Here is a 24669-nt window from a genome sequence, read left to right on the forward strand (position 1 = left end):
GTTTGCTGAAAATAAGTCCGATAGCGCCGCGAGAGCGCGCCCGGCTGTGGGGGCACCGCCCGCATCGCCCCGAAGCATAGAGTTTACGAATTTCCCCCCGGAATCTCAAGCTGACGGACGGTTTCGCCAGTGGCAAGACGCCGACACGGCGTCCGAAAATGTGAAGGGACTAACACTTCATCCCCTTGTTTCTGAACGCCATTGTCCCCATCTTAAAGAACCCCCCATTTTACAGCTTTTTATCCATTTTAATAGGAGTTCCCATGCAAGATATGCGAGTTGGCCCCAGCCCCGGGATGGTCCTGCGCATCTTTGGTGCGATCATATTGGTGATCATCGTCCTGCGCTGCTTCACCGTGATCCCCGCCGGTCACGTCGGCGTCGTGGATTTCTTCGGCAACGTGTCGGCTGAAACGCTGAAGCCCGGTATCAATTTCCGCAATCCGCTCTCTGCCGTCCACAAATTCTCCGTGAAAACTCAGGAGAAAAAAGAAGTTATGGTCGTCCCCTCGAAAGAGGGTCTGTCCGTTACTCTCGAAGTATCTGTGCTCTACCATTTGAACCCCGAGACTGCGGCGGAAGTCTACAAGACCATCGGCCCCGACTATCAGACCATCATCTTGGAACCCAATTTCCGCTCTTTGACCCGCGGCGTCACCGCCGGGTACGAGGCCCGGGCGCTGTACACCTCCGAGCGGGAGGTGCTGGCCCAGCAAATCAAGGATGAGCTTGAAAAGGCCGTCGCCCCGAGAGGCATTACCATTGAAGCCACGCCGCTCCGGCAGGTCAGCCTGCCGCCCAACCTGACCGCGTCCATCGAGGCCAAGCTCCAATCCGAGCAGGAATCTCAGCGGATGGAGTTCATCCTGACCAAAGAGTCCCAGGAAGCCGACCGCAAGCGCATCGAAGCGCAGGGTATCGCCGACTTCCAGAAGATCGTCTCACTCGGTTTGAATGACCAGTTCTTGCGCTGGAAAGGCATCGAAGCTACTGAAAAATTAGCAACTTCCACCAATGCCAAGGTCGTGGTCGTGGGCTCCGGCAAGGACGGCCTGCCGATTATCTTAGGCAATCAGTAGGCCAATCGAAACGCCCATTTCGTAAAATCACGAAACTGCACGAGGCGACCGCAAGGTCGCCTCGTTGTTTACTGGCCGCCGTCCTCCGTACAAAGGGGACGGTCCCGGGATACGGGTCAGACAAACCTCCGGTCCGCTGCGTACTTCCCGCCGCCGATGAACATGAGGGCGGCGAAGCTCGCAAGGTAGATGGCTGCCTTTTCCCAATTCCCATCGCCTGCACCAAGATGCTTGAAGAGTGCCGTGCCCATGGTGAACGACAGCAAAAATCCCCACACCCGGGTGCCCAACCCAAGCGCGATGCAAAATCCGCCAACCAACTCGCTAATCACCGCCGCCCACGCGAACGCATCGGGATACGGGAAGCCGATCTTCGCCACGCCTTCGATAAATTTCTCTGAGGGGGGCATCTTGCCCAACCCGTGTGCCAACGCGATGCTCAGTCCGGTAATCAACCGCATCACCAACAGCCCGAAATTCGCGGCGTCCGACTTCAGGCTCTCGCCGCCAAACAGTAGTCCCTTCACAACTCTTCTCCCGCCAATTGTCTTTCCGAACGCGTTTCCGTAGATTGAACAAACGGCAATATACGGATTTCCCCCAATGAAAACACTCGGTCTGATCGGCGGCACCACCTGGCACTCCACGGTGGACTACTACAAGCTCATCAATGCGATGGTCGCCGAGCGGCTGGGCGGCTTGCAAGCGGCGCGACTGATTCTCTATTCGATGAATTTCCACGAGTTCTATCATGACAACCAGTCCGGCGGCTGGCCCGCATCCGAGCGATTCCTGAGCCGGATCGCCCAGAAACTCGAGGCTGCCGGTGCCGACGGGCTGATGCTCTGCGCCAACACACCGCACATGGCCGCCCCCGCCGTGCAGGACTCCATCGGCATTCCCTTGATTCACATCGTCGAGGCCACCGCCCGCGAAATTTCCAAACAAGGCCAGTCGCGCGTCGCTTTGCTCGGCACAGTCTTCACCATGGAGCAGCCGTTCTACCGTGAGATCATGGCCAAAGCCAATATCGAAATCGTCGTCCCCGAAGAACCCGTGCGCGATTGGATTCACAACACCATCGTCCACGAGTTCGGTCAAGGCATCTTCACTGACGAAACGCGCCAGGAATATCTGCGCATCATGGAATCGTTCAAGACCGCCGGCGCGCAAGGCGTCATCCTCGGCTGCACCGAAATCCCCATGCTCATCAAACCCGAAGCCTGCCCCTTACCTGCCTACGACACCACCGTCATCCATTGCAAGGCCGCGGTGGATTGGATGCTGGGGTAGTTCCTCTGCTTCTGTTTTCCCCCCAAATTTCGCCGCGAAATTTGGGGGGACTAAGAAGGGCTTCCGCTCTCCCCCCGCGATGCGCGGGGGGACAAAGGGGGGTTCTGTTTCCCCTCAGTCCTCTGGGGGGATAAAAGGGGGGTCAAGCACCCAAGCGCCTCCACTTCCACCTGCTCGCTTTTCTATTTGATATTTTCTATTTTCCCGTCCAGGCCACGAAAATGACAACGCGAATTCTATCTGTATTCAGTCTTCTGAAGCGGGTGGGGTTCGTGTTTTTGTTGTGTGCGCAAGTGGTGTTTGCGCAATGGACGGAACCTGAGCCAATGGAGCCTGATTTCGGCACGGCCATGACAGCCGTTTGGATCAGCAATGATGGCTTACGGCTCTATCTTTCGGCAGGCTTGGCTTTTGTCGGATGGACAGAGCGAGACAGCGTCAATGGAGAATGGGGCCAATGGGCCGCCCTGCCACCGCATATAAATGCCTCCAATACACAAACCTCAATGTGCGAAAGCCCGTCGGGCGATACGCTGTATTTCACGAGCAACAGTGATGAGCGGGGAGATGGCTTTGGGTGGATGGACATCTACTATTGTGTTCGCACAGATACGGGCTGGGGACCCGCATTAAACGCAGGGCCGAATGTCAACGGCACTGGCCGCGAGTGGTCGGTGGGGATTAGCCGTGACGGTTCGATGCTGCTTATAGCGGGGCAAAACCCACCAGAGGCCGCAAGTCACAATCTATACTTCTGTCAACGCCAGTCGGACGGCACATGGGGGCCGAAGATTAGTTTCGGGCCAAACATCAACACGGCGCGGGAGGAAGAACATCCGAGCCTGTCGCCGGATAACCGCAAGTTGTACTACTTCAAACTTGGACCGAATGGGGGTGACATTTGGGTGAGCGAACTTGTTGACTCAATTTGGGCAGAAGGCGTGCAGTTACCTGCACCCGTCAACTCGGAGCAAACCGAGATGAATCCGTGTATCGCGAACGATGGCAGAACTCTTTGGTACCGGAGGGGTCTGCTTCAGCCGGGCTATCGAATCGTAACATCAATTGACACGACGGCAGTAGGCCTTGGCCCGCAGGAATACGTATCAGTAGACGAGTATGAACTACATGCCTTCCCCAACCCCTTCAATTCCTCAACCCACATCACACTAACCTTGCCGCCGCACATTTATCACGCGGAGTTGCTCGTGCACAATCTGCTCGGGCAGGAGGTGATGATGCGCGAACTGAACGCAGAAAACGGTCATGCCGAGTTCGCCCTCGATGGAACAAACCTCGCAACCGGAGTATATCTCGTATCAGCCCGAGCAGGCGAGCGCATCGTGACACAAAAGGTGATGCTTTTGAAATGATGAATGCTGAATGGGGGAGAGCAGAACAAAAAACGGGCCGGTCAGTTGACCGGCCCGTCCATTTCTGCAAGGGCGGAAGGCATTCCGCCCGCAATCATCAACTAACTCTTCGCCACCAGCTCCAACGACTTCTTCGGGTTCATCAGCTTGACCGTGCGGTCGCCGGCCTTCTGCTCGTCCGCGCCGTTGATGATCAGGTCGCGCAACTGCGATGCCGTCAAATTCGGATTGATGGCCAGCAGTTTGCCGGCCAGATTCAACACCTGCGGCGAACTCATCGAAGTACCGTTGAGCTTCATCTGCGTGCCGCCGGGCACATAACTCAACACTTCAAAGCCGTTGCCATAAACATCCACCTTGCCAAAGCTCGTGAAGCTCGTCTCTTCGCCGGCCTGATCCACCGCGCCAATCGAAATGATGTTCGGCAGATCATAGCTCGACGGATAGAACTCGGCAAATTCGTTGTCGAGGTTCGAATTGCCCGCGCTGGTGATGAACAGAATGTTCGGCGCGTTCATAATTGCGTTCTTAAACGCCGTGTCGCCAATCGTATAGATCTTGCGTGCCAACGCCTTGCGCTCTTCCACCGTGCCGCCCGCGTTGTTCGCTTCCAGCGCAGATTCAATGCTCGACAGCGAACCGCCCCAGCTCATGTTGACCGCGCGCACGCCGTTCTTCTTGAAGTAATCAATCGTCTCAACCAGCGCCGCCGCATCCTTCGTCGCCTGCTCAATCGTCGGCGTCTCCGGCTGAATGCGATGGTCAAACGTCAGACGCGCGCCCAGAATCCGGCAATACGGATTGCCCGCCGCCGCGATACCTGCTACGTGCGTGCCATGGCAGTAGTTGCCGTAAAGACCAATCGCCTCGATAAACGGCTGTACGTCTTCCTGCTTCAGCGTCGAGATGTACTTCTTGATCTCAGTCGCCTCGTCGCTCTCAACGGCCGACTGCACATCGCCCAGACCCTTCATCCAACGGCGCATCTGATCTTCGTCGGCCTTCATCTCGTAGTTGCCAATCGGGAACAGCAGGGAAGTCTCCTTGTTCGAGTGCAGATCCCAGGCGATGCCGTGCACGTCGTCCACGAATCCGTTCTGGTCGTCATCCTTGTTGTTGCCCGCGACTTCTTTGTCGTTGACCCACATCTGACCAAGCGGTCCGAAAATATTATAGTCCACGCCCGAATCCCAGACCGCCAGCGTCACGGGCTTGTAGCTGCCGCCCTTGGGCAGGTCCACGTTGCGGTCGGCCCAGATGTCGGCCTTCTGCACGTTGTGAGCGTCAATATACTCCGACAGCGCCGCAATGAAAATCTGCTTCTTGGGAATGTAATAGCGCAGAGTAAAGTACGGGCTCAACAGGCCTATTGCATTATCCTGCGTCATCTCACCATTCGTCAAATCCAACTGCGGCTGCAAACCGGCTTCCAAGCCACCGACCACGACTGCCGGCGAAGCCATCTCGGCCGAGCCCTTCTGCGCCTTGACGTTGGCTTCCACAACCTCGTAAGGCATGTTGGCCAGCATCGAGCGGATTTCCTTGTCAACATTCTGATCGTAGTTCTCGTTGCCCTTAAGCTGCGCCTTGGCAATCGCCCGGCCCACCATCGCCGTCGTGTGCTTGGCGGCTTCCTTGTCCTCAAGCGCGATGCGAAGGTTCACATATTCAAGGTAGCGCGCCCAATCGTTCTCGATCATGGCAATCGTACCCAGACTCGCGTACATTCCTTGCAGCGTCGCCTTGTCGGAAATCTCGTACTTCTCGAGATCGGCCAGAATGTCTTCCTTGACTTCGGCGGCGAGCTTCTTGATCGCGGCGTCGTCCTCGATGAACGACACAACCGACTGATCAATCTTATACGTATGCCGCGGCAGGTCGTCGAGTTTCTCAATCTTGATTTTCTGAGCCAGCGCTGCAGATGACAGCAAGCCCAGCATTACCAACAGCACCCAAGTGCGTTTCATGTTCTTCTCCGTGCGGGAAAGTGAATTGGAAAGTTTGAAATATGAAGTCTGAAGTCAGAAGTCACGGCGGCAGGATTCTTGAACTGCCTCACAGGGGCGAGATGCTTCCGGAGCTTCGGCCCTGCGGCAATCGGTCCAGCGGCCACGCAAGCTCATGAGATTAGATACCCGTTTGCCCCGCTTTGTGGCAATGGAGCAGGGTGGAAGGGAGGAGCGTGCCGAAACGGCTTGCCGGTTTCAAACCGTAGCGCCGCTTCCAGTGAATCGAACCAGGGGCGAAAACCGACTGCCGCCAGCTTCGCTGGTTGGACATTCAGGCTACCCAGCAGGAGCTCCCGACCCATCTCACCAAAGATAGTATTTACAACAAATTCCGGAAGCGGAGCCCACGTGGGTCTGCGTAAAACTCGCCCAAGGGTCTCCGTAAATTCTTTATTGCTTAGCGTTTGACCTGAAGCCACATTTACAGGGCCCACCAGCCGTTCGTCGTACATTGCCCACAAAAACACCGCGAGGAGGTCGTCGAGGTGAATCCAGCTCATCTGCTGGCGCCCGGTGCCGATCCGGCCCCCGAGCCCCAGTTTGAATGGGAGGAGCAACTTCGGGAGGGCACCACCCCAACCCGAGAGGACCATGGCGATGCGCGGATGCACCACCCGAATGCCAGCCGACCGCGCTGGATCGGCAGCCGCCTCCCACGCACGGACCACATCGGCGAGAAAGCCCGGCCCCTGTGGCCCGTCCTCGGCTAACGGAGCCGTTCCCGGCGCATAGAGACCCGTACCGGACGCGCTGATCAGAACTTTCGGCGGCTGCTTCAGCTTGGCCAGCGATTCGGCGATCAGGCGCGTGCCGCGCGTACGGCTGTTCAGAATCTCGCGCTTAACGCGGTCGCTCCAGCGCCCGCCGCCGACATTCTTCCCCGCTAAATGCACCACGACATCAAAGCCCTCGAGCTTCTCCGTCTCAATTTCCCCGAGTTCCGGATTCCAGTAGATTCCTGCGCCGCCGCGTGATCGCACTAACGGTGTGACGGCGTGACCACCGGTTGTCAGGAAGTGCGTCAATCCTTGGCCGATCAGCCCGGACGCTCCGGTAACGGCCACCTTCAGCCGTGGCTGACCTGCAAACTTCGCGTGGCGCGTCAAGTCAATCCACGTGCGCTCGTGCCGCCATGGGAACGAGGTGTTTACCATCCAGTCAACCTGCGATCTGCCTGCCAGCGCTCCGAATTTCCCCAGCGGAAACTCGTAGTCAATCCGGTCTTCCAATTCGCTGCGGCCGTCATCGCGATCCGTGCACAGATGCAGGTGAACCCACTTGCGAAATGGCCCGCGTTCCTGCTCGTCAATGAACTGCCGTCCCTCGACAATGCTGTGATGCTTGGCCAGCCATTTCATCTGGAACGGGCCGGCGGGCACCAGCAGCTCGCGGCGGCTGCCCTCACGGACTTGCTCGTCACCCCACGTGACCTTGATCGCCGACCACGGTGGAGTGAGGCGCTCAAGGGCCCCTATCCGCATATGCCACGCGAACAGCTCGGCCGCGGGCACCGGAAAAATACTCTTCAGTCTGAATTGAGGCATTCTGGACCGCGTGGCTGCCTAATGTGGATAACCCCGTAATATACAACTTCCTGAACCAAGGTGAAAGGCCACCGATCCGCTGACGCTGCGGAGATGAGAAATCTTCGGTTGAACGGTTGAATTCCGAGGAGTCATTCCGTATCTTTTTTGATTGACTGTCAGCTGAACTTCCGCTTCCCTACCCCTTACTTTCCCCTATGGCTCTGATTTTCAAAGGCTCGCCCGAACCCACGCTGGGCGTCGAGTGCGAACTGTTGCTGATTGATCCGAAGACCTGGCGCGTCGTCAACCGCGCCCCGGAACTGTTGGCCGAACTCGGTCCCAATGAGTGGGCCAAACCGGAAATGCTGCGCAGCATCATCGAGGTCATCACGTCGCCATGCCGAACCGTGGCTGATGTCAAACGCGAACTCGTAGACAAATTCCGTATCGTCGAGGCCGCTGCCAACCGCTTGGGCATGACCACGTGCTTCGTCGCCACGCATCCCACCTCGCAGTGGGAAGAGATGGTTATTACCGACAATCCGCGCTATGTGAATCTGGTCAACCGCATGCAGTGGCCCGCCCGCCGCGCCATGATCATGGGTTTGCATGTGCACGTCGGCGTGAAGTCCGCTGAAAAAGCGATCGCCATCTTCAATGCGATGACGACGTTTCTCCCGCATCTCCTGGCGCTGTCCGCCGCGTCGCCCTATTTCATGGGCGAGGAGACCGGACTCGCCTCCTCACGCATCAAAGTGTTCGAAGCGATGCCCACCGCCGGACTGCCGCAGCGCATGCTCAATTGGGCCGAGTTCCAGCGTTTCATGAAGACTCTGATTCACGCCGGCGCGATTCAGTCCATTCAGGAAATTTGGTGGGACGTGCGCCCGCATCCAAAATTCGGCACGCTGGAAATCCGCGTGTGCGACGGCACACCCGATCTTGACGACGTGCTCGCGCTCGTGGCGATGTCGCAATGTCTCGTCTGCTACCTCGAAGACCTCTATGACAACGGCGAAGAGCTGCCGATTCATCGCTACTGGTTCATCAAGGAAAACAAGTGGCGCGCCACGCGCTGGGGGCTCGACGCCGATATCGTCCACTCCGACGACGGCACCACGCGCCATATGCGGGATGACCTGCAGTTGCTCGTCAAGGCCCTTACGCCGTACGCCATTCAGCAGAATTGTCTCGAAGAGCTGAACCACATCGCCACGATCATTGATCGCGGCGGAAGCTACGACCGCCAGCGCGCCGTTTACCGCAAGACCGAGAGCTTCCCGGCCGTCGTCGAGTCCGTCGTCAACGAATTCCACGAGAGCGTCAAGCGCGCCTAAGGTGCGTCCGTGAGCGACAGACTCTCTCCCGAAGTCAAGCGCCTCGGTTGGGTTTCGTTTTTTACAGATGTGTCGAGCGAAATGCTCTACGCCGTGACGCCGATCTTCCTGACCACCGTGCTCGGCGCGGGGCCCGGCGTCGTCGGCGTGATCGAAGGCGTTGCCGAAGCGACCGCGAGCATTCTTAAGGGTCTCTCCGGCTGGTATTCGGATCGCATTCGCCGACGTCGGCGCTTCATCCTCGTCGGCTATGCGCTGTCCGCATTCGCCAAGCCACTGATCGCGCTGGCCGGCTCGTGGCTGTTCGTGCTCGTCGCGCGCTTTCTCGACCGGTTGGGCAAAGGCGTACGCAGCAGCGCGCGGGACGCCTTGATCGCCGATGTTACGCCCGCCGCGTTGCGCGGACGCGCATTCGGTTTGCATCGGGCCATGGACACGGCGGGCGCGCTGCTTGGCGTCGCGGTGACGCTCCTGATCATGGAGCGTTTCGGCGGTACGGGCAAGCCCGAAATTCTCCTGCGTAATCTCTATTGGCTCGCGTTCCTGCCTGCGCTGCTCGGCGTCCTGATCATCTTTTTCGTCCGCGAGCCGCGCCGCGAGCAGAGCGCCTCCCCGGGCATGGCGCCGACCGGGCGCAAACCCCTTGGCAAATCGTTCTGGTGGATTGTCGGTCTGGCGTCTATCGCTTATCTCGGTTTCAGCAGCGACGCCTTTCTGATCCTCAAGGCGCGTGACGGCGGCCTGACCGTGACGCAAGTGCTGATTGGCTACCTGCTCTACAATCTCAGTTACACACTCGCCGCGTGGCCGGTGGGTAAACTGGCCGACCGGTTGCCCAAAGAGCTGCTGATTGCCGTCGGACTGTTCATCTACGCGCTGGTCTACTTCGGTTTCGCCGCCCTGGATTCGCGCTGGCTTGTCTTCGCGCTGTTCGCCGCCTATGGATTGTATGCCGCGCTGACCGAAGGGGTTTTCCGGGCGCTGATCGCCAACGTCGTTGCGCCCGACGTCAAAGCCACTGCGATCGGACTCTTTAGCATGATCACCGGCATGCTCGCCCTCATCGCCAGCCTCGCAGCCGGATGGCTATGGGAAAACGTCTCCGCCGACACGCCGTTCCTACTCGGCGCAGCCTGCGCCTTCATCGCGGCCTCGGGCTTCCTGTTCCTGCGCGTCAAACCGGCCGCCGCCGCTTAACGCGCTCTTCCTTCTACTTCCGTTCCCTTCACACTTTTTTACTTCTTATGCAGCGCGAATATCACAAATGGTACAGTCCGGCCCTGGGCCGCGAAATGGAATTGCTCGCCTTCGGGCATTACGGCCGACCCCTGCTCGTCTTCCCGTCGGCCCAAGGCCGTTTCTTCGATTACGAATGCAATCACATGATCGAGACGATTCGCGGCACTATCGAGGCCGGCGGCGTCAAAGTCTTCTGCGTGGATGGCATTGACTCTGAAAGCTGGTTCAATAAAGGAATGTCGCCCGACTTGCGCGTCAAAGCGCACGGCTACTACGAGCAGTATATCACTCACGAAGTCTTTCCCTTCATTCACGCGCACTGCCACTCGCCTAATATGCGCATCGCGGCGACCGGATCAAGCTTCGGCGCGTATCACACGCTGAACTTCGCGCTTAAATACCCGTGGAATTTCAGCCATGTGCTCTGTCTGTCCGGCAACTACGACATTCGCGAGCGACTGGGCGGCTATTACGACGACAGCTTCTATTTTCAGAATCCGATGGACTACCTGCCCAATCTGACCGATCATGACACGCTGGAAGCTATCCGCCGCATCAAGATCGCCCTCGTCGTCGGGCAAGGCGCGTGGGAAGGCAATTGCATTGACCAGACCAAGCGCATTTCGGCTATCATGAATGACAAGGGTATCGCGCACCATCTCGATCTGTGGGGCGCCGACACGCCGCACGATTGGCCGTCGTGGCGCCGGATGATCTCCGTCTATATTCCGCAGATTGACTAATCTTTCACACACGCATGTCTCACCCCGACAATCTTCCGCACACGCTGCGCCGCATCGGTCTGACGCTCGGCAACGAATACGCCTGGCCGCTGGCCTATGAAGCCCTGATCAAAAAACTCGGATCGCATCTGAACTACCAGGGCCGCCGCTTTGACTTTGAAGTCGAACGGCTGACGATTGAACCGTTCAGCCTGCGCGAACCGGTCCTGCGCCACGTCATCATTGACCGCTTGGGATACTGGCACATGACGGTGCGCGAGTGGCTCAAGAAAGCCGCGCTCGTCAACGATTCCCATACCGTCAACAATCCGTTCACGTTTCAGTCCATGGAGAAACACTCGGCCTACTGCGTGATGATTCGCCTCGGATTCGACATTCCCGAAACGTGGATGATCCCGCAAAAAGAGTGGGATCCCGAAGACGACCGTGTGAAAGTCACGACGGAAACCTATCACAAGATGTTCGATCTTGAAGATATCGTCGCCAAGACCGGCGGCTATCCAGTGTTCATGAAACCCTATGACGGCGGCGGCTGGCGCGGCGTGTCGCATATCCGGAACCGTCACGATCTGCAGCGGGCCTATGACGAATCCGGCAAGCAGACCATGCACATTCAGAAGGGCATCACTGACTACGAAGTCTTCTGCCGCTGCCTGGGCTGCGGCCCGCAAATCCTGCCGATGCGCTATGATCCTGATCAGCCGCTGCATAATCGCTATCGCATCGAACACGGTTTCCTGAACGAGTATCAGGGCGAGTACTTAACGAAATTGACGCGCATCATCAACGCGTTCTTCGGCTGGGAATACAACTCGTGCGAGTCGCTCCTGCGCGGTAAGGATATCTATCCGATCGACTTCGCCAACGCCGTTCCCGATACGTCGCTGGTGTCACTGCACTACTACTTCCCGTGGGCAATCAAGGCACTCGTGCGCTGGTCGCTCTACTGCGCGGTCACCGCACGCAAGACGCGCATTGATTTGCAGACGCGCGACTATTTCGCTATCGCCGACCGCGACATTCCGTTCAGCGAGAAGCTCGATCTCTATCACGATCTCGCGCAGCGCTACTTCGAGGCCGAGCGCTTCGACGTGTTCTGCGCGTCGCACCTCGCGCAGCTCGATCAACTTACGCTCGATTTCTTCCAGTCGGGAGAATGGGATAACATTCTGATCGAACGCTGCCGCCGCTCCTTCCCCGCGCATGAACAGGAACAGTTCATCGCGCACTATCGCGGGCTGATCGCCTATTGGTGCAAGACCGAGCACGATCGCCTCGCACAGCTCTAACCGAATGTCCGAGAAAACTTCCGTTATTATTATCCGCGCGCCCGCCGATACACCTGCGGGCGCGCCGCTCTTTATCGCCGGCGATTTCAACGGATGGTCGCCCGGCCATCCGCTGTCGCGCCTGAAGTCAGCGCCCGACGGCACGTTCCGCTTTGACTTGCCAAACGACCTCGAACGCGCCGAGTTCAAATTCACGCGCGGTTCGTGGGATTCTGTGGAGTGCTCCGCCCAGGGCAAACAGATTGACAATCGCGTTTGGACAAGCGACCACTCCAACGGGACTCTGACGCTCCAAATCGGCGGTTGGTGTGATGTGCATCCCGCGGCCGCCGCCTGGCGTCCGACGCATACCGTCGTCGGCGATCTGCGCGTGATCCGGGACATCTTTTCGCCGCAGCTCGGCAGCATCCGCGACATCTACGTTTGGCTGCCGCCCGAATACGACGCGCGCAAATCCGAACGCTATCCCGTCCTGTATCTCCACGATGGACAAAACCTGTTTGATGAAGTCGAGGCCTACAACCACGAGTGGGGCGTGGATGAAGTCTCCACGGAGCTCGCGGAACGCGAAAACCTGCGCCATATCGTCGTCGGTATTCCCAATATGGGGCTATCGCGCATGCACGAGTACTCACCGTGGGAGGATGACTTCCGCCGATCGCGAGGCTGGGGTGAGCGCTACGTCCGTTTCATTGTGCAGACGATTAAGCCGCAAATTGATGCACAGTACCGCACACTGCCTGCGCGGGAGTGCACAGCCGTCGGTGGCTCGTCCCTGGGTGGCCTGATCTCACTTTATGCGGGACTAACGCGCCCCGATGTCTTTAGCACGGCGTTGTGTCTCAGCCCTTCAATGAACATCGCCGGCGGCCGCATCCTGAAACTTGCGACGACCTTCTCTGGCGACGTGCGCTTCTGGCTGGACTACGGCGAACGCGAATTCGGCGGCTTCCGCGGTCTCTCCGAGCAGATGATTGAGGCCGTGCGCGAGTGCGGCCGCCTGCTCAATTCAAACGGCGCCCGTGCCCGCGTCCTGATAGACCCCGAGGGCGAACATGACGAAGCATCGTGGCGCAAACGCCTGCCCGACATTCTGCGCTGGTGGCACGAACGTCTGCCCAAATAACAACGAAAAGCCCGGCTCAAACGAGTCGGGCTTTTTCGTGTCAAACGGCGCCGGTGCTACTCTTTGGCTTCCGGCTTGCGTATCCCTTTCAAATGCTGGTCGAAGAACTCGACCTGCTTGCGGTACTCGGCGATGACGTTCTCGCGATTGGCCGAACCGTGACCTTCATTGGCGAAGATCAGCGTGTCGCACGGCGTGCCCAGCTCGGCGAGCTTCGCCGCGATCTGCCGCGCTTCGCCGACGGGGACACGCGGATCATTCGCTCCGTGCACGATCAATAACGGCGTCTTAATTAAATCAGCCTTGTGAATCGGCGAAATCTCGTGCAAAAACTCCGGATCGGTGAGCGGGCCGTACTCCGCCTCCCGCAGCGCGCGGCGGTACGGTGCGGTGTTCTCAAGGAAAGTCTGGAAGTTCACGATGCCGACATTGTTCACCGCCGCGTTGTAGAGATCAGGATATTCCGTGATCATGCCCATGGCCACATAGCCGCCATAGCTGCCGCCGCGAATCGCAATCATACCCTGCTGCGTGTAGCCCCGCGCGATCAGCCAATCTGTCGCGGCCTTGTAATCCTTCAGCGAGTCCTTGCGCTTCTTATAATTGTCCATGGCGAGGAACTCGCGGCCATAGCCTGACGATCCGCGCGGATTCAACGCGAGGATACCGTAACCGTTCAGCATCATGTATTGGAAATTGCGAATGAAACCCGGACGGAATTGGCTCTCCGGTCCGCCGTGCGCTTCGACAATGAACGGCACAGGCTTGCCTTCTTCATACGATGCGGGCAGATAGAGAAACCCGGAGATCTCCAAACCGTCAAAGCTCGGCATGCGCACCAAGACCGGATCTCGAAACAGCTTCGGATCAATGCCGGCATACATGGATTGCGTGAGCTGCGTCAACTGCTCCGTCTGCGGATTCCAGCGGTAGACATCCGGCGCTTTAGTCGGACTCGAAAACGAAAGTATCAGTTCGCCCGTCTCTACGAATCCCGCGACGTTCAAAAATCCGTCCAGCTTCGGCAGCTTGACCTCCTTGCCCGTCGCCACTTCCCGCACCTTCATGCGGCCCCAACCGTCTTCATTCGTCGAACCCGCCATGTACTTGTAGTCGCGCGAGAAACCCACGCCTTCGCATTCCCACTTCGGGTCCAGCCAACCGTCACTCACGAACGTCACCTTCGGCGAGCCCAATGTCATCTTGGCCAATCGCGACATCCCTTCCGGATTGTCGTTGCAGACCAGCCAGATGTTCTTGTTGTCAGGCAGCAGCGTGATCGAACCGTAAATCACGTCGCTTTTGTCCTTAGTGAACGTCGTCCACTTGCCCGTCGTCAAGTCCAAATGGTGCAGATCGTTGTTGACATTCGACGTATAGGTGCCGATAATCATCTGCTTGCCGTCGTCCGACAGCTCGGCAATGTAATTCGTGCCCTTGACGCCGTCAAAAATTTTCTTCGTCGCGCCGGTCGTAATGTTCATTTCGTAGACGAAGAAATCCGTTCCGTTCTCTTCGTTTGACGTGTAGAATATCTTCGAATCGTCGCGCTGCCAGACCACTGAGCCGAATTGCACCTTCGGCTGATTCGTCAACTTGAGAATCTGGCCTGTCTTGACGTCCATTAGATAAAGCTGGGAATTCTCGTCGCCGCCGACGGATGCCGAGATTATCGCGACATGGCCGTTGCGCGCGAGATCAAAGCCCTCGATGCCGTCTTCAAACGTCGTCAACTGATACGGCCAGCCGTTTTCTGTGATGCGATACACCTGCGATTCACCCGACGCCGACGACATCACATACACGTCCTTGCCGTCCCAACTGTTGCCCGCCGGGCTCCAATTGCTGATCTGCAAAAACGTCGCGATGTCCGGTATATACTGTCCTTCAGACAGCAGCGTGGCCGGCGGATTGGCGAATGCCGCCGAGCAGCCGACAAGGAGTAACAATGCCAAACGCTGAATCATGAGTGGGTCCTTCTATGCTGATTTGCGTGGAAACTGGTCAGACTTGTATGCCGCAAACAGGTGCTTGCACTTGTTGCGCTGGTATTTTCCGGTAGATGTTACGGGGAATTCGTGGCCGAACACCACCACCTTCGGGCACTTGTGCGGCTGCAGCTCGCCATGACAGAACGCGATGATCTCCGATTCGGTAAGCTGCGCGCCGGGCTTTAAGCAGACGTACGCGCCAACCTCTTCACCGTACCAGTCGTTCTCAAAGCCGACCGCCATCCCCTTGTCTATCCCCGGAATTTTGGCCAACACCTCATCAATCTCAAAGGGCGATATGTTCACGCCGCCGCGAATAATCAGCTCCTTGATGCGACCCGTAATGAAGAAAAACTTGCGGCCGGCTGAATCGAGCTTGTAAAATCCTTCGTCGCCCGACCGGAACCAACCGAACTCAAACGTCTTCTCGTTGATCTCCGGCGCCGCGAAATAGTGCTTCATTACATTGACGCCGCGAATCACGATCTCGCCCTTCTGCTCCGGTGCCAGCGCCTGCCCCTTGTCGTCGTGAATCTCCATCTCGTTCTGCGGAATCGGAACACCGATGGACGGAAAGCCAAATTCCCGCAGCCACTGCCGATGTTCGCCATCCGACAGCTCCACCGGCAGAAAACATGAATAACAGGTTGTCTCCGACAACCCGTACCCGTGAACGATCCGCAGCCGGAACCGATCCTCAAACGCCGCGGCCAGTTCCACGGTCAGCGGCCCGGCCCCGCAGATAATATGACGGAAGTTCGGGAGTGAAAGTTGCTGACCGTCCAGGCTCTTCTCGTGCAGCAGGAATTGCAGCAGCGTCGGCACGACGCTGACCACCTGGACATCCTCCTGCGCGATGCGCTCGAAGAAATGCGGGCTGGAAAACTTCTGATTGAGCACCACTGTGCCCCCGTAGTAGAGCGGGGTCATCAGGGTCACCACTGTGCCGTTCACGTGATGTATCGGCAGGACGCACATCATCCGCTGGCCCGCGGTTAAGCCGTGCCATGCCGAAATCCCCTGCGCGTCCGTCAGCAAATTCTGCTGGACGAGCACGACGCCCTTCGGATTGCCTGTGGTGCCTGACGTGTAGACGATCAGCACATCATCTTCAAGGCCAACCTCGGGAAAATCGAGCGGCGCGCCCGAATAGCGCTCCAGTTCGTTCGTGAAGTGGTGATAGTCCGCCTGCGCCGCGCCGCCCGTTTGCACAATCGTCTTGAAGAGTGGCAGCCGCTCGCGCAAATGCGCGATGCGTTCAAGATACGGTGCGCGCACGAAGGCAAGCTTGGTATCCGAATTCGCCAGAATGTACTCCACACGGTCATCCGTCTCGCCCAAATTGACAGGCACAACCACCGCGCCCATCGTCCACGCGGCGACATAGTGCAGCACCGTTTCCGCGTGATTGTGTGAAACCGTCGCGATGCGGTCGCCGCGCCCGATGCCGTGCGCCTGGAGCAGTCGTATCGTCCTGTATACCAATTCGGCGAACTCGCGATAGCTCCACGAGTAGCGCGTGCCCGCATCGTCGTAGAAGATCAGATACGGTTGATCCGGCCGAGCGGCCACTTGCGCCCGCAAGAGCGCCGCGACATTCTGATACGGAAGAAGGGAGAGAGCGACCGCTCCCTCCCCCAATCTCCGTGCATGTGCAATCTTATCACTTAACGAACTCAATCGGCCTCCGTTACTTGCCCGGTTCGTAAAATCACATTGCCTATCAGCGAGACTTCTGTCAGAGTCGTTACGTGAACCCGCCTCGCCCCAAGTCCAAAATAGTCTCTTCGGGTCACATTTTCAACCCAAGCCGCGCTCGATGACGGCCAGCACTTCAATTTCAGGCGTCTGCGGAAAGAAGTCCACCGGCTGCACCGACTTCGCGGCCCAGCCATGTTCCTGCAGAATCCTCAAGTCCCGCGCCAGCCGCGCCGGATTGCACGAGAGGTACACGATCCGCCGGGCGCCGGAGGCATTCAGATGCCCCAGTACGTCCGGGTGACAGCCGCTGCGCGGTGGATCAAGAATGACCAGATCGTCGGCGGTCATGTGCCGGGCCATCTTGCCCAGCAGTCGGGCCACTTCCCCTTGGTGAAAGCGTGCCACTGCCCCCGGCCGCAGGGCGGACAGCGCGGCAAAGGCACTTTCCGAAAATCCACTCTGCTCAACCACTTCTAATGCTGCGCCGTCCGGTACGGCTGCAAAGCCTAGCGCCCCGTAGCCTCCATACAGGTCCCACACCGTTTTGGGTCGCCACGAGTCGCGAAAGGCCGCCAATTCCCGCAGGACCAAATCCGCAGAAGACTGGTTTGCCTGCGAAAAACCAGCCGGATGGACCGCGATAGGGTGGCCCAACCATCCAACGTGAATGGAACTGCTCTCCTCTTCTCTCCAAAACGTGCCTCGGCTCTCCACTAAGCCAGACTTTGTCCCAGTCGCCGCCCATATCCCTCCGTCCAACGGCCACTCATCGGCAAGCTCAAGAAATTCCAAGACATCGGACTCTGACACGCGGCTGGTATAGATCGCCAGTGCTGCCGCTCCGGTTTCGGCGCGGTAGAGCGTAAGCCGGTTCGGCACAATCTCGGGCCGTACGGTCTTGAGGTCTCGTACCTCCGCGAATATCCCGCGCAAGGCCACCCGAATCTCCTCGTCGGCTAATAGGCAGTCCTTGATCGGGACGATCCGGGCTTCCCGCGCCGCCAATGCGTACCCGAATTCCATACTGCCTCGCGCCGTCGGCAGCACATTCAGCGTCAGCCGATTGCGATAGCCCCACGGCTGTGGACTGGGCCACATTTCCGCGACCAACTCCGGCTCAACCACTCCGCGCAGCACGCGTCGGACGAGTCCGGTCTTTTCCCGGACCTGTGCCTCGTAGACGACGATGCCCCACTCGGAAGCCGGACAAGTTTTGGCATGCGGACAGGGGTGGTTCCAACGCTCCGGCGACTTGCGCAGAATCTTGACCTCGCGCGCTGCGGGAGGTTTGGCCGTCAGATCCGGTATGAAGGCCACGCGGTCCCCCGGCACCACGCGTTCCGCAAAGAATATCTGTTCCCGTGCCTTCACGATTCCACGGCCATCGCTCGACAGTGCCGTAACGTCCCCGGCTATCCGGGTTGTCGCAGCACTTTCAGGTTTAAAGTCGGGCTGGAGCGATTCTTGCCGTTCTTCTGGAGGGTTAGAGTCCGGGGCTGGTTGTTTGGGCACGGATACGGTCACTTTCTGTTACGGTTTGACAACCGATAAGTTATGAAAATTCTGGGAATTGTGGTAGCCCGACGGGGATCTGAGCGCTTGCCCGGCAAAGTGCTCCGCGACCTCGTCGGCAAACCGATGCTGCTGGAGGTTCTTGCCCGCGCCGGACGCGCCAAGCGCCTCTCCGGGCTTGTCGTGGCCCTGCCCGACAATAAGAACGATGACGCCATCGAAGCCGTCTGCACGAGCAACGGAATCTACTGCTTTAGAGGTGCCGAGTACGATCTCCTCGACCGTGTCTATCGTACCGCTATTGCCTACGGCGCGGAAATCGTTGTGCCGCTGCGATCGCATTGCCCCCTGCTTGATCCCGATCTCATTGACGAGGCGGTCAAACGTCTTTTGGACGATCCGGCTGCGGATTGGTGCACCAATCGCTTCCCATTGCCGACTTTCCCGCAGGGTCTGGAGGTTGACGCCATCCGCATCGAGACGCTGCGCGTCGCTTGGCAAGAAGACAGCCACCCCGGATCCCGCCAGCACGTCGAAGGCTATCTCTTGCGACGCCCCGAACAATTCACGACCGCTACATTCGCGTGCGAGACCAATCTGGCCGACGCACCTTGGTCCGTGGCCACATTGCAGGACCTTGATCGTGTGCGTACGATCTTCGAAAAATTCAACGGTTCCGCATTTACGTGGCGCGAGGCTCTCGATGTCTGGCAAAGCATGCCGCGCGACAGTCAGCCCACCGAATCCGGCACACATCAATACTGGTACCAGAGCGAAGCCTAACTCTTTTCCGACATGATTACATTTCGAGCTAATCGTCCGCTGCAAGCAGCACCCGTATCGCCCCTAACGCCGCGCAGCGTGCTTGTAATCGGCGCCGAAAATTCGCTCGCCTACTATCTGGCGCACGCGCTGCGCGACGGTGGAACCGCCGTTGCAGTGCAGGCCGTTTCCCCCGAGACGATTCTCGCCGCCCGCCGCTCATTCAATGTCATTGAACAGCCGCTGGCCGATCTGCGCTTCGCAGAGCAATTGCAGCAGTTGCAGCCTGACGTTATCCTCTATGCACCGCCCGAACCGGGCCACGGCCGCAATAACTGGCGGCCCCTCGAAGTATTCAATCGCGTCGTCAGTCGTGTCGTTTCCGTCTGCGACGCGACGCGGAGGTTTGCGCCCGATGCGCGGCTGTTGCTGTTGTCGTCGGCCGACGTCTACGGCGAGTGCGGCTCGCCCGCGCAAGAAGAGCAGCCGCTTATGCCGGCAACGCTCACGGGGCGCTACTATCACATGGCCGAGCAAATCGCGCAGGATTTCTCCGCGACGCACCAGTTGAAGCTGATCATCTGCCGCACGTCGTCCGTCTATGGCCCTGCCGTGCGCAACAACCCTGTGCATGACCTGATCATGAATCTGCTGGGGCCGCAAGGCACCGACAACCATGTGCCGCTGGACCCGCATGCGTTGCGCGATCTCCTGCACGCAGGCGATTTCGTGGAGGCCGTCAAACTCCTGCTGGCACAAACCGCCTGCGGCGTCTACAACGTGGGTTCAGGCACCACGCACTCATTGGAAGAACTCAATGTGCAACTGTGCGATTTGCTGGAACTCCCGCGCCTGTTCCATCGCGCCGAACCGCAGCCGCATCTGCCCCAACGGCAATGGCTCGCCACGACGCGCCTCGAACAGTTGGGATTCAAACCCGGAGTCCCGCTATTAGAAGGTCTGCGCGGCTACATCGGCTGGTGGAGCGGCATCCAGGCGGCATAGCTGATCCCGTCTAACGAAAATGCAAAAAGCCCACTTTCACGAGTGGGCTTTTCATTGTCATGATGGCGGCGGAAAATCGGCTACTTCAGCAAAACCAATTTCACCACACTTGAGACCCGGGTGGCCGTCAAAGATATTCCTATTTTTGCTCAAGCCTGCTCTGTTCCACCATGACGTCACGCACTTCCTGCATCAGCGGAGCGATCATCTCCGCTGAGAAATCGAAGTGAATACCCGCCGCAGAAAATAGCTTCGGCAACGGACGCGATCCGCCCAGCGCCAAGCCGCTCTTGTAACCGCGCAGCGCTTCCGCCGGATGCTTGCGCGACTTGCTCCACATTTGCAGCGCACCCAATTGCGCAATGCCGTATTCAATGTAGTAGAACGGCACTTCAAACAGATGCAGTTGCGCGTGCCAGCGATAGTCACGGGCTTCTTCATGGCCGCCGTGATCGGCGCCCGCGCCAAAACGCTCTACCAACGAACGCCAATAGGCGCGCCGTTCATCGCGCGTGTGCTGCGGATGCGTGTAGATCCAATGCTGAAACGCGTCAATCGTGGCAATCCACGCCAGAAGCCCGAGCTTGCCCTCAAGCTCCGTACGGATCGTGCGCGCCTGATCGGCCGCACCATAGAATTCGTCGAGAGCGGGCATCGCCAGAAGCTCCATGCTCATCGAGGCCACTTCGCTAAACTCCATCGGAGCGCTGCGGTATGAATAGAGGAACGCATCCGAGGCCGCGAACGAGTGAAACGCGTGACCGCCTTCATGCAGCAGCGTGAATACGTCGTCGTTTGTGCCCACCGCGTTCATGAAAATGAAAGGAACGCGCGCTTCGGCCAAGTCGGTCTGATAACCGCCCGGCGCTTTTCCCTTGCGGCTTGACAGGTCGAGAAGGCCCAAGTCGTGCATCTTGTCAAACTGACCGCCAAGTTCACCGTCCACACGATGAAAAACCCGCGAGCAGCTCTTGATCAGTTCATCAGCGGTCCCGAACGGGCGTAACGGAGGACGCCCGTAAGGATCACATTCCATGTCCCATGGCCGCAGCGTTTCGACGTTGAGCGCCAAGCGTCGCCGTTGCGCCGCTTCGCGCACGACGGGCACAACTTGTGCGGCCACCGCATCGTGATAGGCCTGGCAATCGGCCGGAGTGTAGTCAAAACGCTCCAACGCGCGAAACATATAGTCGCGGAAATTCTCGAAGCCCGCGTTCAGGGCGATCTGGTGGCGCTTGGCCACCATCTCGTCAAAAATATCTTCCAGCTCATCTCGGTCTTGCAGCCGCCGCTCCGCCACCAACCGGTACGCCTCTTCCCGCACCGCGCGGTCCGGCTCTTCTAACAGCGCCAGCGCGCGCGGAATCGTAATCTCGGCGCCGCGCCACATCACGCTCATCGCCCCAAACAGCTTCTGATACTGCTGCGAAAGCCGTTCAATCTCCGTTTCAATCGGCACATTCTCCTCGCGAAACAGTTCCACGGCGTTCCGGCACGACCGCATGAACACCTCGTATCTCGGAGGTAGACTCGCCGCAAAATCACTGCCGACAAGTTTGCGATTCAGGCGATCGGACGCAGCCTTCTTGCGCGGCATGATCTCTTCAATGAAATACATGTACGCTCGCTCGGCCGATTCATCGTCCGTGGCGCACGTCATGCCAATGTAGCGCCGCGAACTCTCTTCGCCGAGAAAGGCCGACAATTCACTTTCGTCCTGAATCCACGCCTCCAAGTCCGCCGCGCAGGAAAGCAGTCGCCCTTCAAGTTCGCGAAAAAACGGTTCAACATCATCCCAAGTCTGTAACGTCAATGCCGCCGGTAAATAGCGCCGTGGAAATTCCGGCGCGGGTCGGCGCAATTCGCCCACGCGATTCTCAGTCTGTACCATTCCGACTTCCATCTCCTGCTGAGTGACGCTGCGTTCAGCGATTTGCCGTTACAAAATAAAATCCGACCGAATCGAGGGAGGTCGTATCCAGGTAACCCGTGTCGGTAACCGTGGACAGAATCATCGAGTTAAGCGGTGTCGCCGGGAACTCCATGCCGCGCCACACCGTATAGCTCGACGCGCCGGTGGCCGGCTGCCAATGGAGCTGCACACCCGTGTCCGTCATTACTGCGGTCAGCTCCTCAGGCGGCAGTATGCCAGATGCTAAAATGCACACATCGTCTACCGCGGCCTCCACAAGCGATCCGGAGCCTTGATCCTGCGCAATCACGCGAATCTGCACCTGGCTTGTCAACGGAACGTAGTCGCCAATGACAAAAATCAGCCGCCGCCACTCTTCCCAGTCAGTCAGCTCGTGAAGCATTGGCGTCCACGTTGCGCCGCCGTCGGCAGACGCGTCAATGTCCAAGAAATCTTCGCCGGGGTTGTTGCCAAGATCATTGCTGTACCATACATACATTTCGGCGACCACGCCTTGTTCGGAACTCAAGTCCCACACCGGCGACAACAGCGTCGTCCGGCCGCCATCCACGTCGTTGCTGCCCGCCGATGATCCGGCGATCCCGTTTGTGACAAAACAGTTCACACCCGCCAGCGTGTGATCGTCACCGGGCTGAACAACCGAGCCGCTATTCACCGTCTCTTCGGGATCCATCCGGCCCCACTGCCCCGAGGAGGCGTTGTCGCCCGGCGCACCCGCAGTCCAGCCGTGATCGGCGCCTTCAAAATCAAAACAGAAAAGCTCCGTCGGCATGTAGAAATCAACCGTCGCATCGGCGGTCAACAAAACGGACGCGTCACTCGCACCACGTGTACCCAGCGCGCGCAGCTCGTACTCATTGCCCGTTGGCAGCAGCAGCGAATAGAATCCATCGCCATCGCTGGTGACCGGAGCTACGGGCGCATTTAACACGGAAACCGGAATGTCCGCAAGCGTCGCGCCACTCGCGTCAAACACATGACCCGAGACCGTCGCCGTTGGAGCCGACGTCAGTTCCACGTCGAGCACGAGTGTGTCGCCCATAATAACCGCTACGTTGTTGATCACCTGCGTGATATAGCCGAACTTGCTGAACACTACCGTGAACGTTCCTTCGCTTGATCGCAGCAAGTAGTCGCCCGTAGCTGAAGTCATTGCCGTGCGGCCAGTTTCGACGATCCGCGCTTCCACGCCGACCACAGGGGTGCCCCCTGCGGTCACATTGCCCGCGATCATACCCAGATTGTAAACGGCGTTCACCGCCGCATAGCCGTCAATGAACCCATACCCCCACGTATTGTCATCGCCCGTGGAGCCGTAGCCACTGTCAATCGCCGTGTTGATCAGCGCTTCCTTGATGGTCACCGGATCACAGTCGGGGCAGGCCTGCCGCATCAATGCCACGATGCCGGCGACGTGCGGTCCAGCCATCGAAGTGCCGCTGAATGTTCCGTTGTATCCGCCGCCCGGGACGGACGAGTAGACATTTACACCCGGTGCAACGATCTCAGGCTTGATGAATGTCCCGGCACAGGGGCTTGGTCCGCGACTCGAGAAGCTGGCAATTGCGTACGGCGGCGAGTCGCCCGCGGCAACGTCGGCCGCGCCGACCGAAAAGAACTGCACCTCGCTCAGGGCGTGAATCGCCGGGCTGCGGTGCGTACCGGCCGCGGGACCTTCATTGCCCGCGCTGAAGGTCACCACGCAACCAAGCGCCTCAAGATTCACAATCGCCGTGTTCCAAAAATCAAAGCACTGCGAATAGCCCGGGAAATTCTGATTGACGCCCCAACTGTTCTGCACGATATCCGGCACGTCGGTAAGCGTCGCTGAATCACCGTCGGGATTGGCGAACCACTGAAACGCGTTGATGACATCGTTATTGAAGTCGTTGCTTACGCCCTGATCAATCGCATTGCACGCGATCCACTCCGCATCGGGAGCGCTGCCGACCGTGTTCGTATCGCCGTTCGAAATCTCGCGGCCGCAGATCGTGCCCATTACGTGCGTACCGTGCGAATTGTTGTCTTCGGGGAAGTTCGTGCCGCCGCCCAGCACGTCAAGCCATGCCGCAGCCGGTGGCGAAGTCAATCCGCGCCACCGCGCCGCCAGCGCCGGGTGATTTCCGTCCACACCAGTGTCCAGATTGGCCACCAGCACGCCTTGACCGGTGATACCCATCTCACGGTTGACTCGCGTCGCGCCGATCGCATCCTGACCCGGCGTCGTCTGCTCATCCAGAGGATTGCGCACCGGACGGCGCGTCTCATCTTGCTCCGCGCCGCCGCCGTTGTCGCCGCGAATCGGTTCGATCAACACCGCTTCGAAGTTCTCCGACAGCGCTTTGATGTCGCCGCGATCCTTCAATGCGTTAAAAAACTCCGGCGTCGCATAAATGACGAACAGATTCTCGATCCAATATGCCGTGTAACCGGCGACCTGCCCCTGCGCTTGCGCACGCTTCAGCTCGGCTTCAAATTTTGGCTGCGTCTGCCGCGCGTTTTCCCGCAGTGCATGGTATACCTGCTCGTACCGTTCTACTCGCCCCGCGCCTTTGGCGTGCAAGGCCGCGTCCAGCGCGCGTACGTCCAACGGACTCTCAAGGATCACAATGCCGGACACGAACTCGCCCGCCCGCGCCTGATTAAGTTGCCATTCGAAATTCGGCGATACCTCCGCCGCACGCGCCGCGCAAACAAAGGCGCCCCACACGAGTACTGTCCACAGCATGCTTCTCATTGATTGCCTCGTCA

General features: G+C 58.7%; 18 protein-coding genes. 10 read left to right on the forward strand and 8 right to left on the reverse strand.

All coding sequences use genetic code 11. From position 1 onward, the window contains the following. Positions 1–263 precede the first annotated feature (263 nt). Positions 264–1079, forward strand: coding sequence for a prohibitin family protein (locus IPH10_00235; protein ID MBK6909356.1), 816 nt, complete (start codon positions 264–266; stop codon positions 1077–1079). A gap of 116 nt (positions 1080–1195) precedes the next feature. Here IPH10_00235 and IPH10_00240 read toward each other — a convergent pair whose 3' ends face one another. Then, a complete protein-coding gene (locus IPH10_00240; protein ID MBK6909357.1) occupies positions 1196–1540 on the reverse strand; it encodes a DoxX family protein in 345 nt (114 codons plus the stop codon). Between the two features lie 142 nt (positions 1541–1682). On the opposite strand from IPH10_00240, the gene IPH10_00245 reads away from it, so the two are divergent. Both IPH10_00245 and IPH10_00250 read left to right on the forward strand, forming a co-directional pair. Next, positions 1683–2372 (forward strand): aspartate/glutamate racemase family protein, encoded by a 690-nt coding sequence (locus tag IPH10_00245; GenBank protein ID MBK6909358.1) that lies wholly within the window; start codon positions 1683–1685, stop codon positions 2370–2372. Positions 2373–2593: 221 nt separating this feature from the next. Beyond that, complete coding sequence (locus IPH10_00250; GenBank protein MBK6909359.1) at positions 2594–3745, forward strand: PD40 domain-containing protein; 1152 nt, start codon at positions 2594–2596, stop codon at positions 3743–3745. A 101-nt stretch (positions 3746–3846) separates the two neighbouring features. Here the strand turns inward: IPH10_00250 and IPH10_00255 are convergent, their stop codons facing one another. Next, a complete protein-coding gene (locus tag IPH10_00255; GenBank protein ID MBK6909360.1) occupies positions 3847–5712 on the reverse strand; it encodes a S8 family serine peptidase in 1866 nt (621 codons plus the stop codon). Between the two features lie 152 nt (positions 5713–5864). After that, positions 5865–7298 carry a TIGR01777 family protein gene (locus IPH10_00260; protein MBK6909361.1) on the reverse strand — a complete coding sequence of 478 codons (1434 nt, stop codon included), beginning with the start codon at positions 7296–7298 and terminating at the stop codon, positions 5865–5867. Positions 7299–7495: 197 nt separating this feature from the next. Here IPH10_00260 and IPH10_00265 point away from each other — a divergent pair, with 197 nt between their 5' ends. From IPH10_00265 to IPH10_00285, 5 genes are read left to right on the forward strand one after another with little or no spacing between them, the layout of a single operon-like run. Continuing rightward, a complete protein-coding gene (locus IPH10_00265) occupies positions 7496–8617 on the forward strand; it encodes a glutamate--cysteine ligase (protein MBK6909362.1) in 1122 nt (373 codons plus the stop codon). Positions 8618–8626: 9 nt separating this feature from the next. Continuing rightward, entirely contained in the window at positions 8627–9814 is a 1188-nt protein-coding gene (locus tag IPH10_00270) for an MFS transporter (GenBank protein MBK6909363.1), read from the forward strand. 47 nt (positions 9815–9861) lie between these two features. Beyond that, a complete protein-coding gene (locus IPH10_00275) occupies positions 9862–10599 on the forward strand; it encodes an esterase family protein (protein MBK6909364.1) in 738 nt (245 codons plus the stop codon). A gap of 14 nt (positions 10600–10613) precedes the next feature. After that, positions 10614–11888, forward strand: a complete 1275-nt coding sequence (locus tag IPH10_00280; GenBank protein MBK6909365.1) for a hypothetical protein — start codon at positions 10614–10616, stop codon at positions 11886–11888. A gap of 4 nt (positions 11889–11892) precedes the next feature. Beyond that, positions 11893–13014 (forward strand): alpha/beta hydrolase, encoded by a 1122-nt coding sequence (locus tag IPH10_00285; protein ID MBK6909366.1) that lies wholly within the window; start codon positions 11893–11895, stop codon positions 13012–13014. A gap of 56 nt (positions 13015–13070) precedes the next feature. Here the strand turns inward: IPH10_00285 and IPH10_00290 are convergent, their stop codons facing one another. The 3 genes from IPH10_00290 to IPH10_00300 all read right to left on the reverse strand — a co-directional run bounded on the left by IPH10_00290 (position 13071) and on the right by IPH10_00300 (position 18077). Next, complete coding sequence (locus IPH10_00290; GenBank protein MBK6909367.1) at positions 13071–14981, reverse strand: S9 family peptidase; 1911 nt, start codon at positions 14979–14981, stop codon at positions 13071–13073. Positions 14982–14993: 12 nt separating this feature from the next. Next, positions 14994–16685: an acyl--CoA ligase gene (locus tag IPH10_00295; protein ID MBK6909368.1), complete on the reverse strand. Its 1692-nt coding sequence runs from the start codon at positions 16683–16685 to the stop codon at positions 14994–14996. 120 nt (positions 16686–16805) lie between these two features. Continuing rightward, positions 16806–18077, reverse strand: a complete 1272-nt coding sequence (locus IPH10_00300; protein ID MBK6909369.1) for a class I SAM-dependent RNA methyltransferase — start codon at positions 18075–18077, stop codon at positions 16806–16808. Between the two features lie 183 nt (positions 18078–18260). Here IPH10_00300 and IPH10_00305 point away from each other — a divergent pair, with 183 nt between their 5' ends. Further along, complete coding sequence (locus IPH10_00305) at positions 18261–19001, forward strand: hypothetical protein (protein MBK6909370.1); 741 nt, start codon at positions 18261–18263, stop codon at positions 18999–19001. Between the two features lie 12 nt (positions 19002–19013). Further along, positions 19014–19985 (forward strand): NAD(P)-dependent oxidoreductase, encoded by a 972-nt coding sequence (locus tag IPH10_00310; protein ID MBK6909371.1) that lies wholly within the window; start codon positions 19014–19016, stop codon positions 19983–19985. Positions 19986–20124: 139 nt separating this feature from the next. Here the strand turns inward: IPH10_00310 and IPH10_00315 are convergent, their stop codons facing one another. Both IPH10_00315 and IPH10_00320 read right to left on the reverse strand, forming a co-directional pair. Then, positions 20125–21876 (reverse strand): M3 family oligoendopeptidase, encoded by a 1752-nt coding sequence (locus IPH10_00315; protein MBK6909372.1) that lies wholly within the window; start codon positions 21874–21876, stop codon positions 20125–20127. Between the two features lie 34 nt (positions 21877–21910). After that, positions 21911–24655: a S8 family serine peptidase gene (locus IPH10_00320; GenBank protein MBK6909373.1), complete on the reverse strand. Its 2745-nt coding sequence runs from the start codon at positions 24653–24655 to the stop codon at positions 21911–21913. Between the last annotated feature and the right edge of the window lie 14 nt (positions 24656–24669).

Source organism: bacterium, from assembly GCA_016702305.1.
Taxonomy (GTDB): domain Bacteria; phylum Electryoneota; class RPQS01; order RPQS01; family RPQS01; genus JABWCQ01.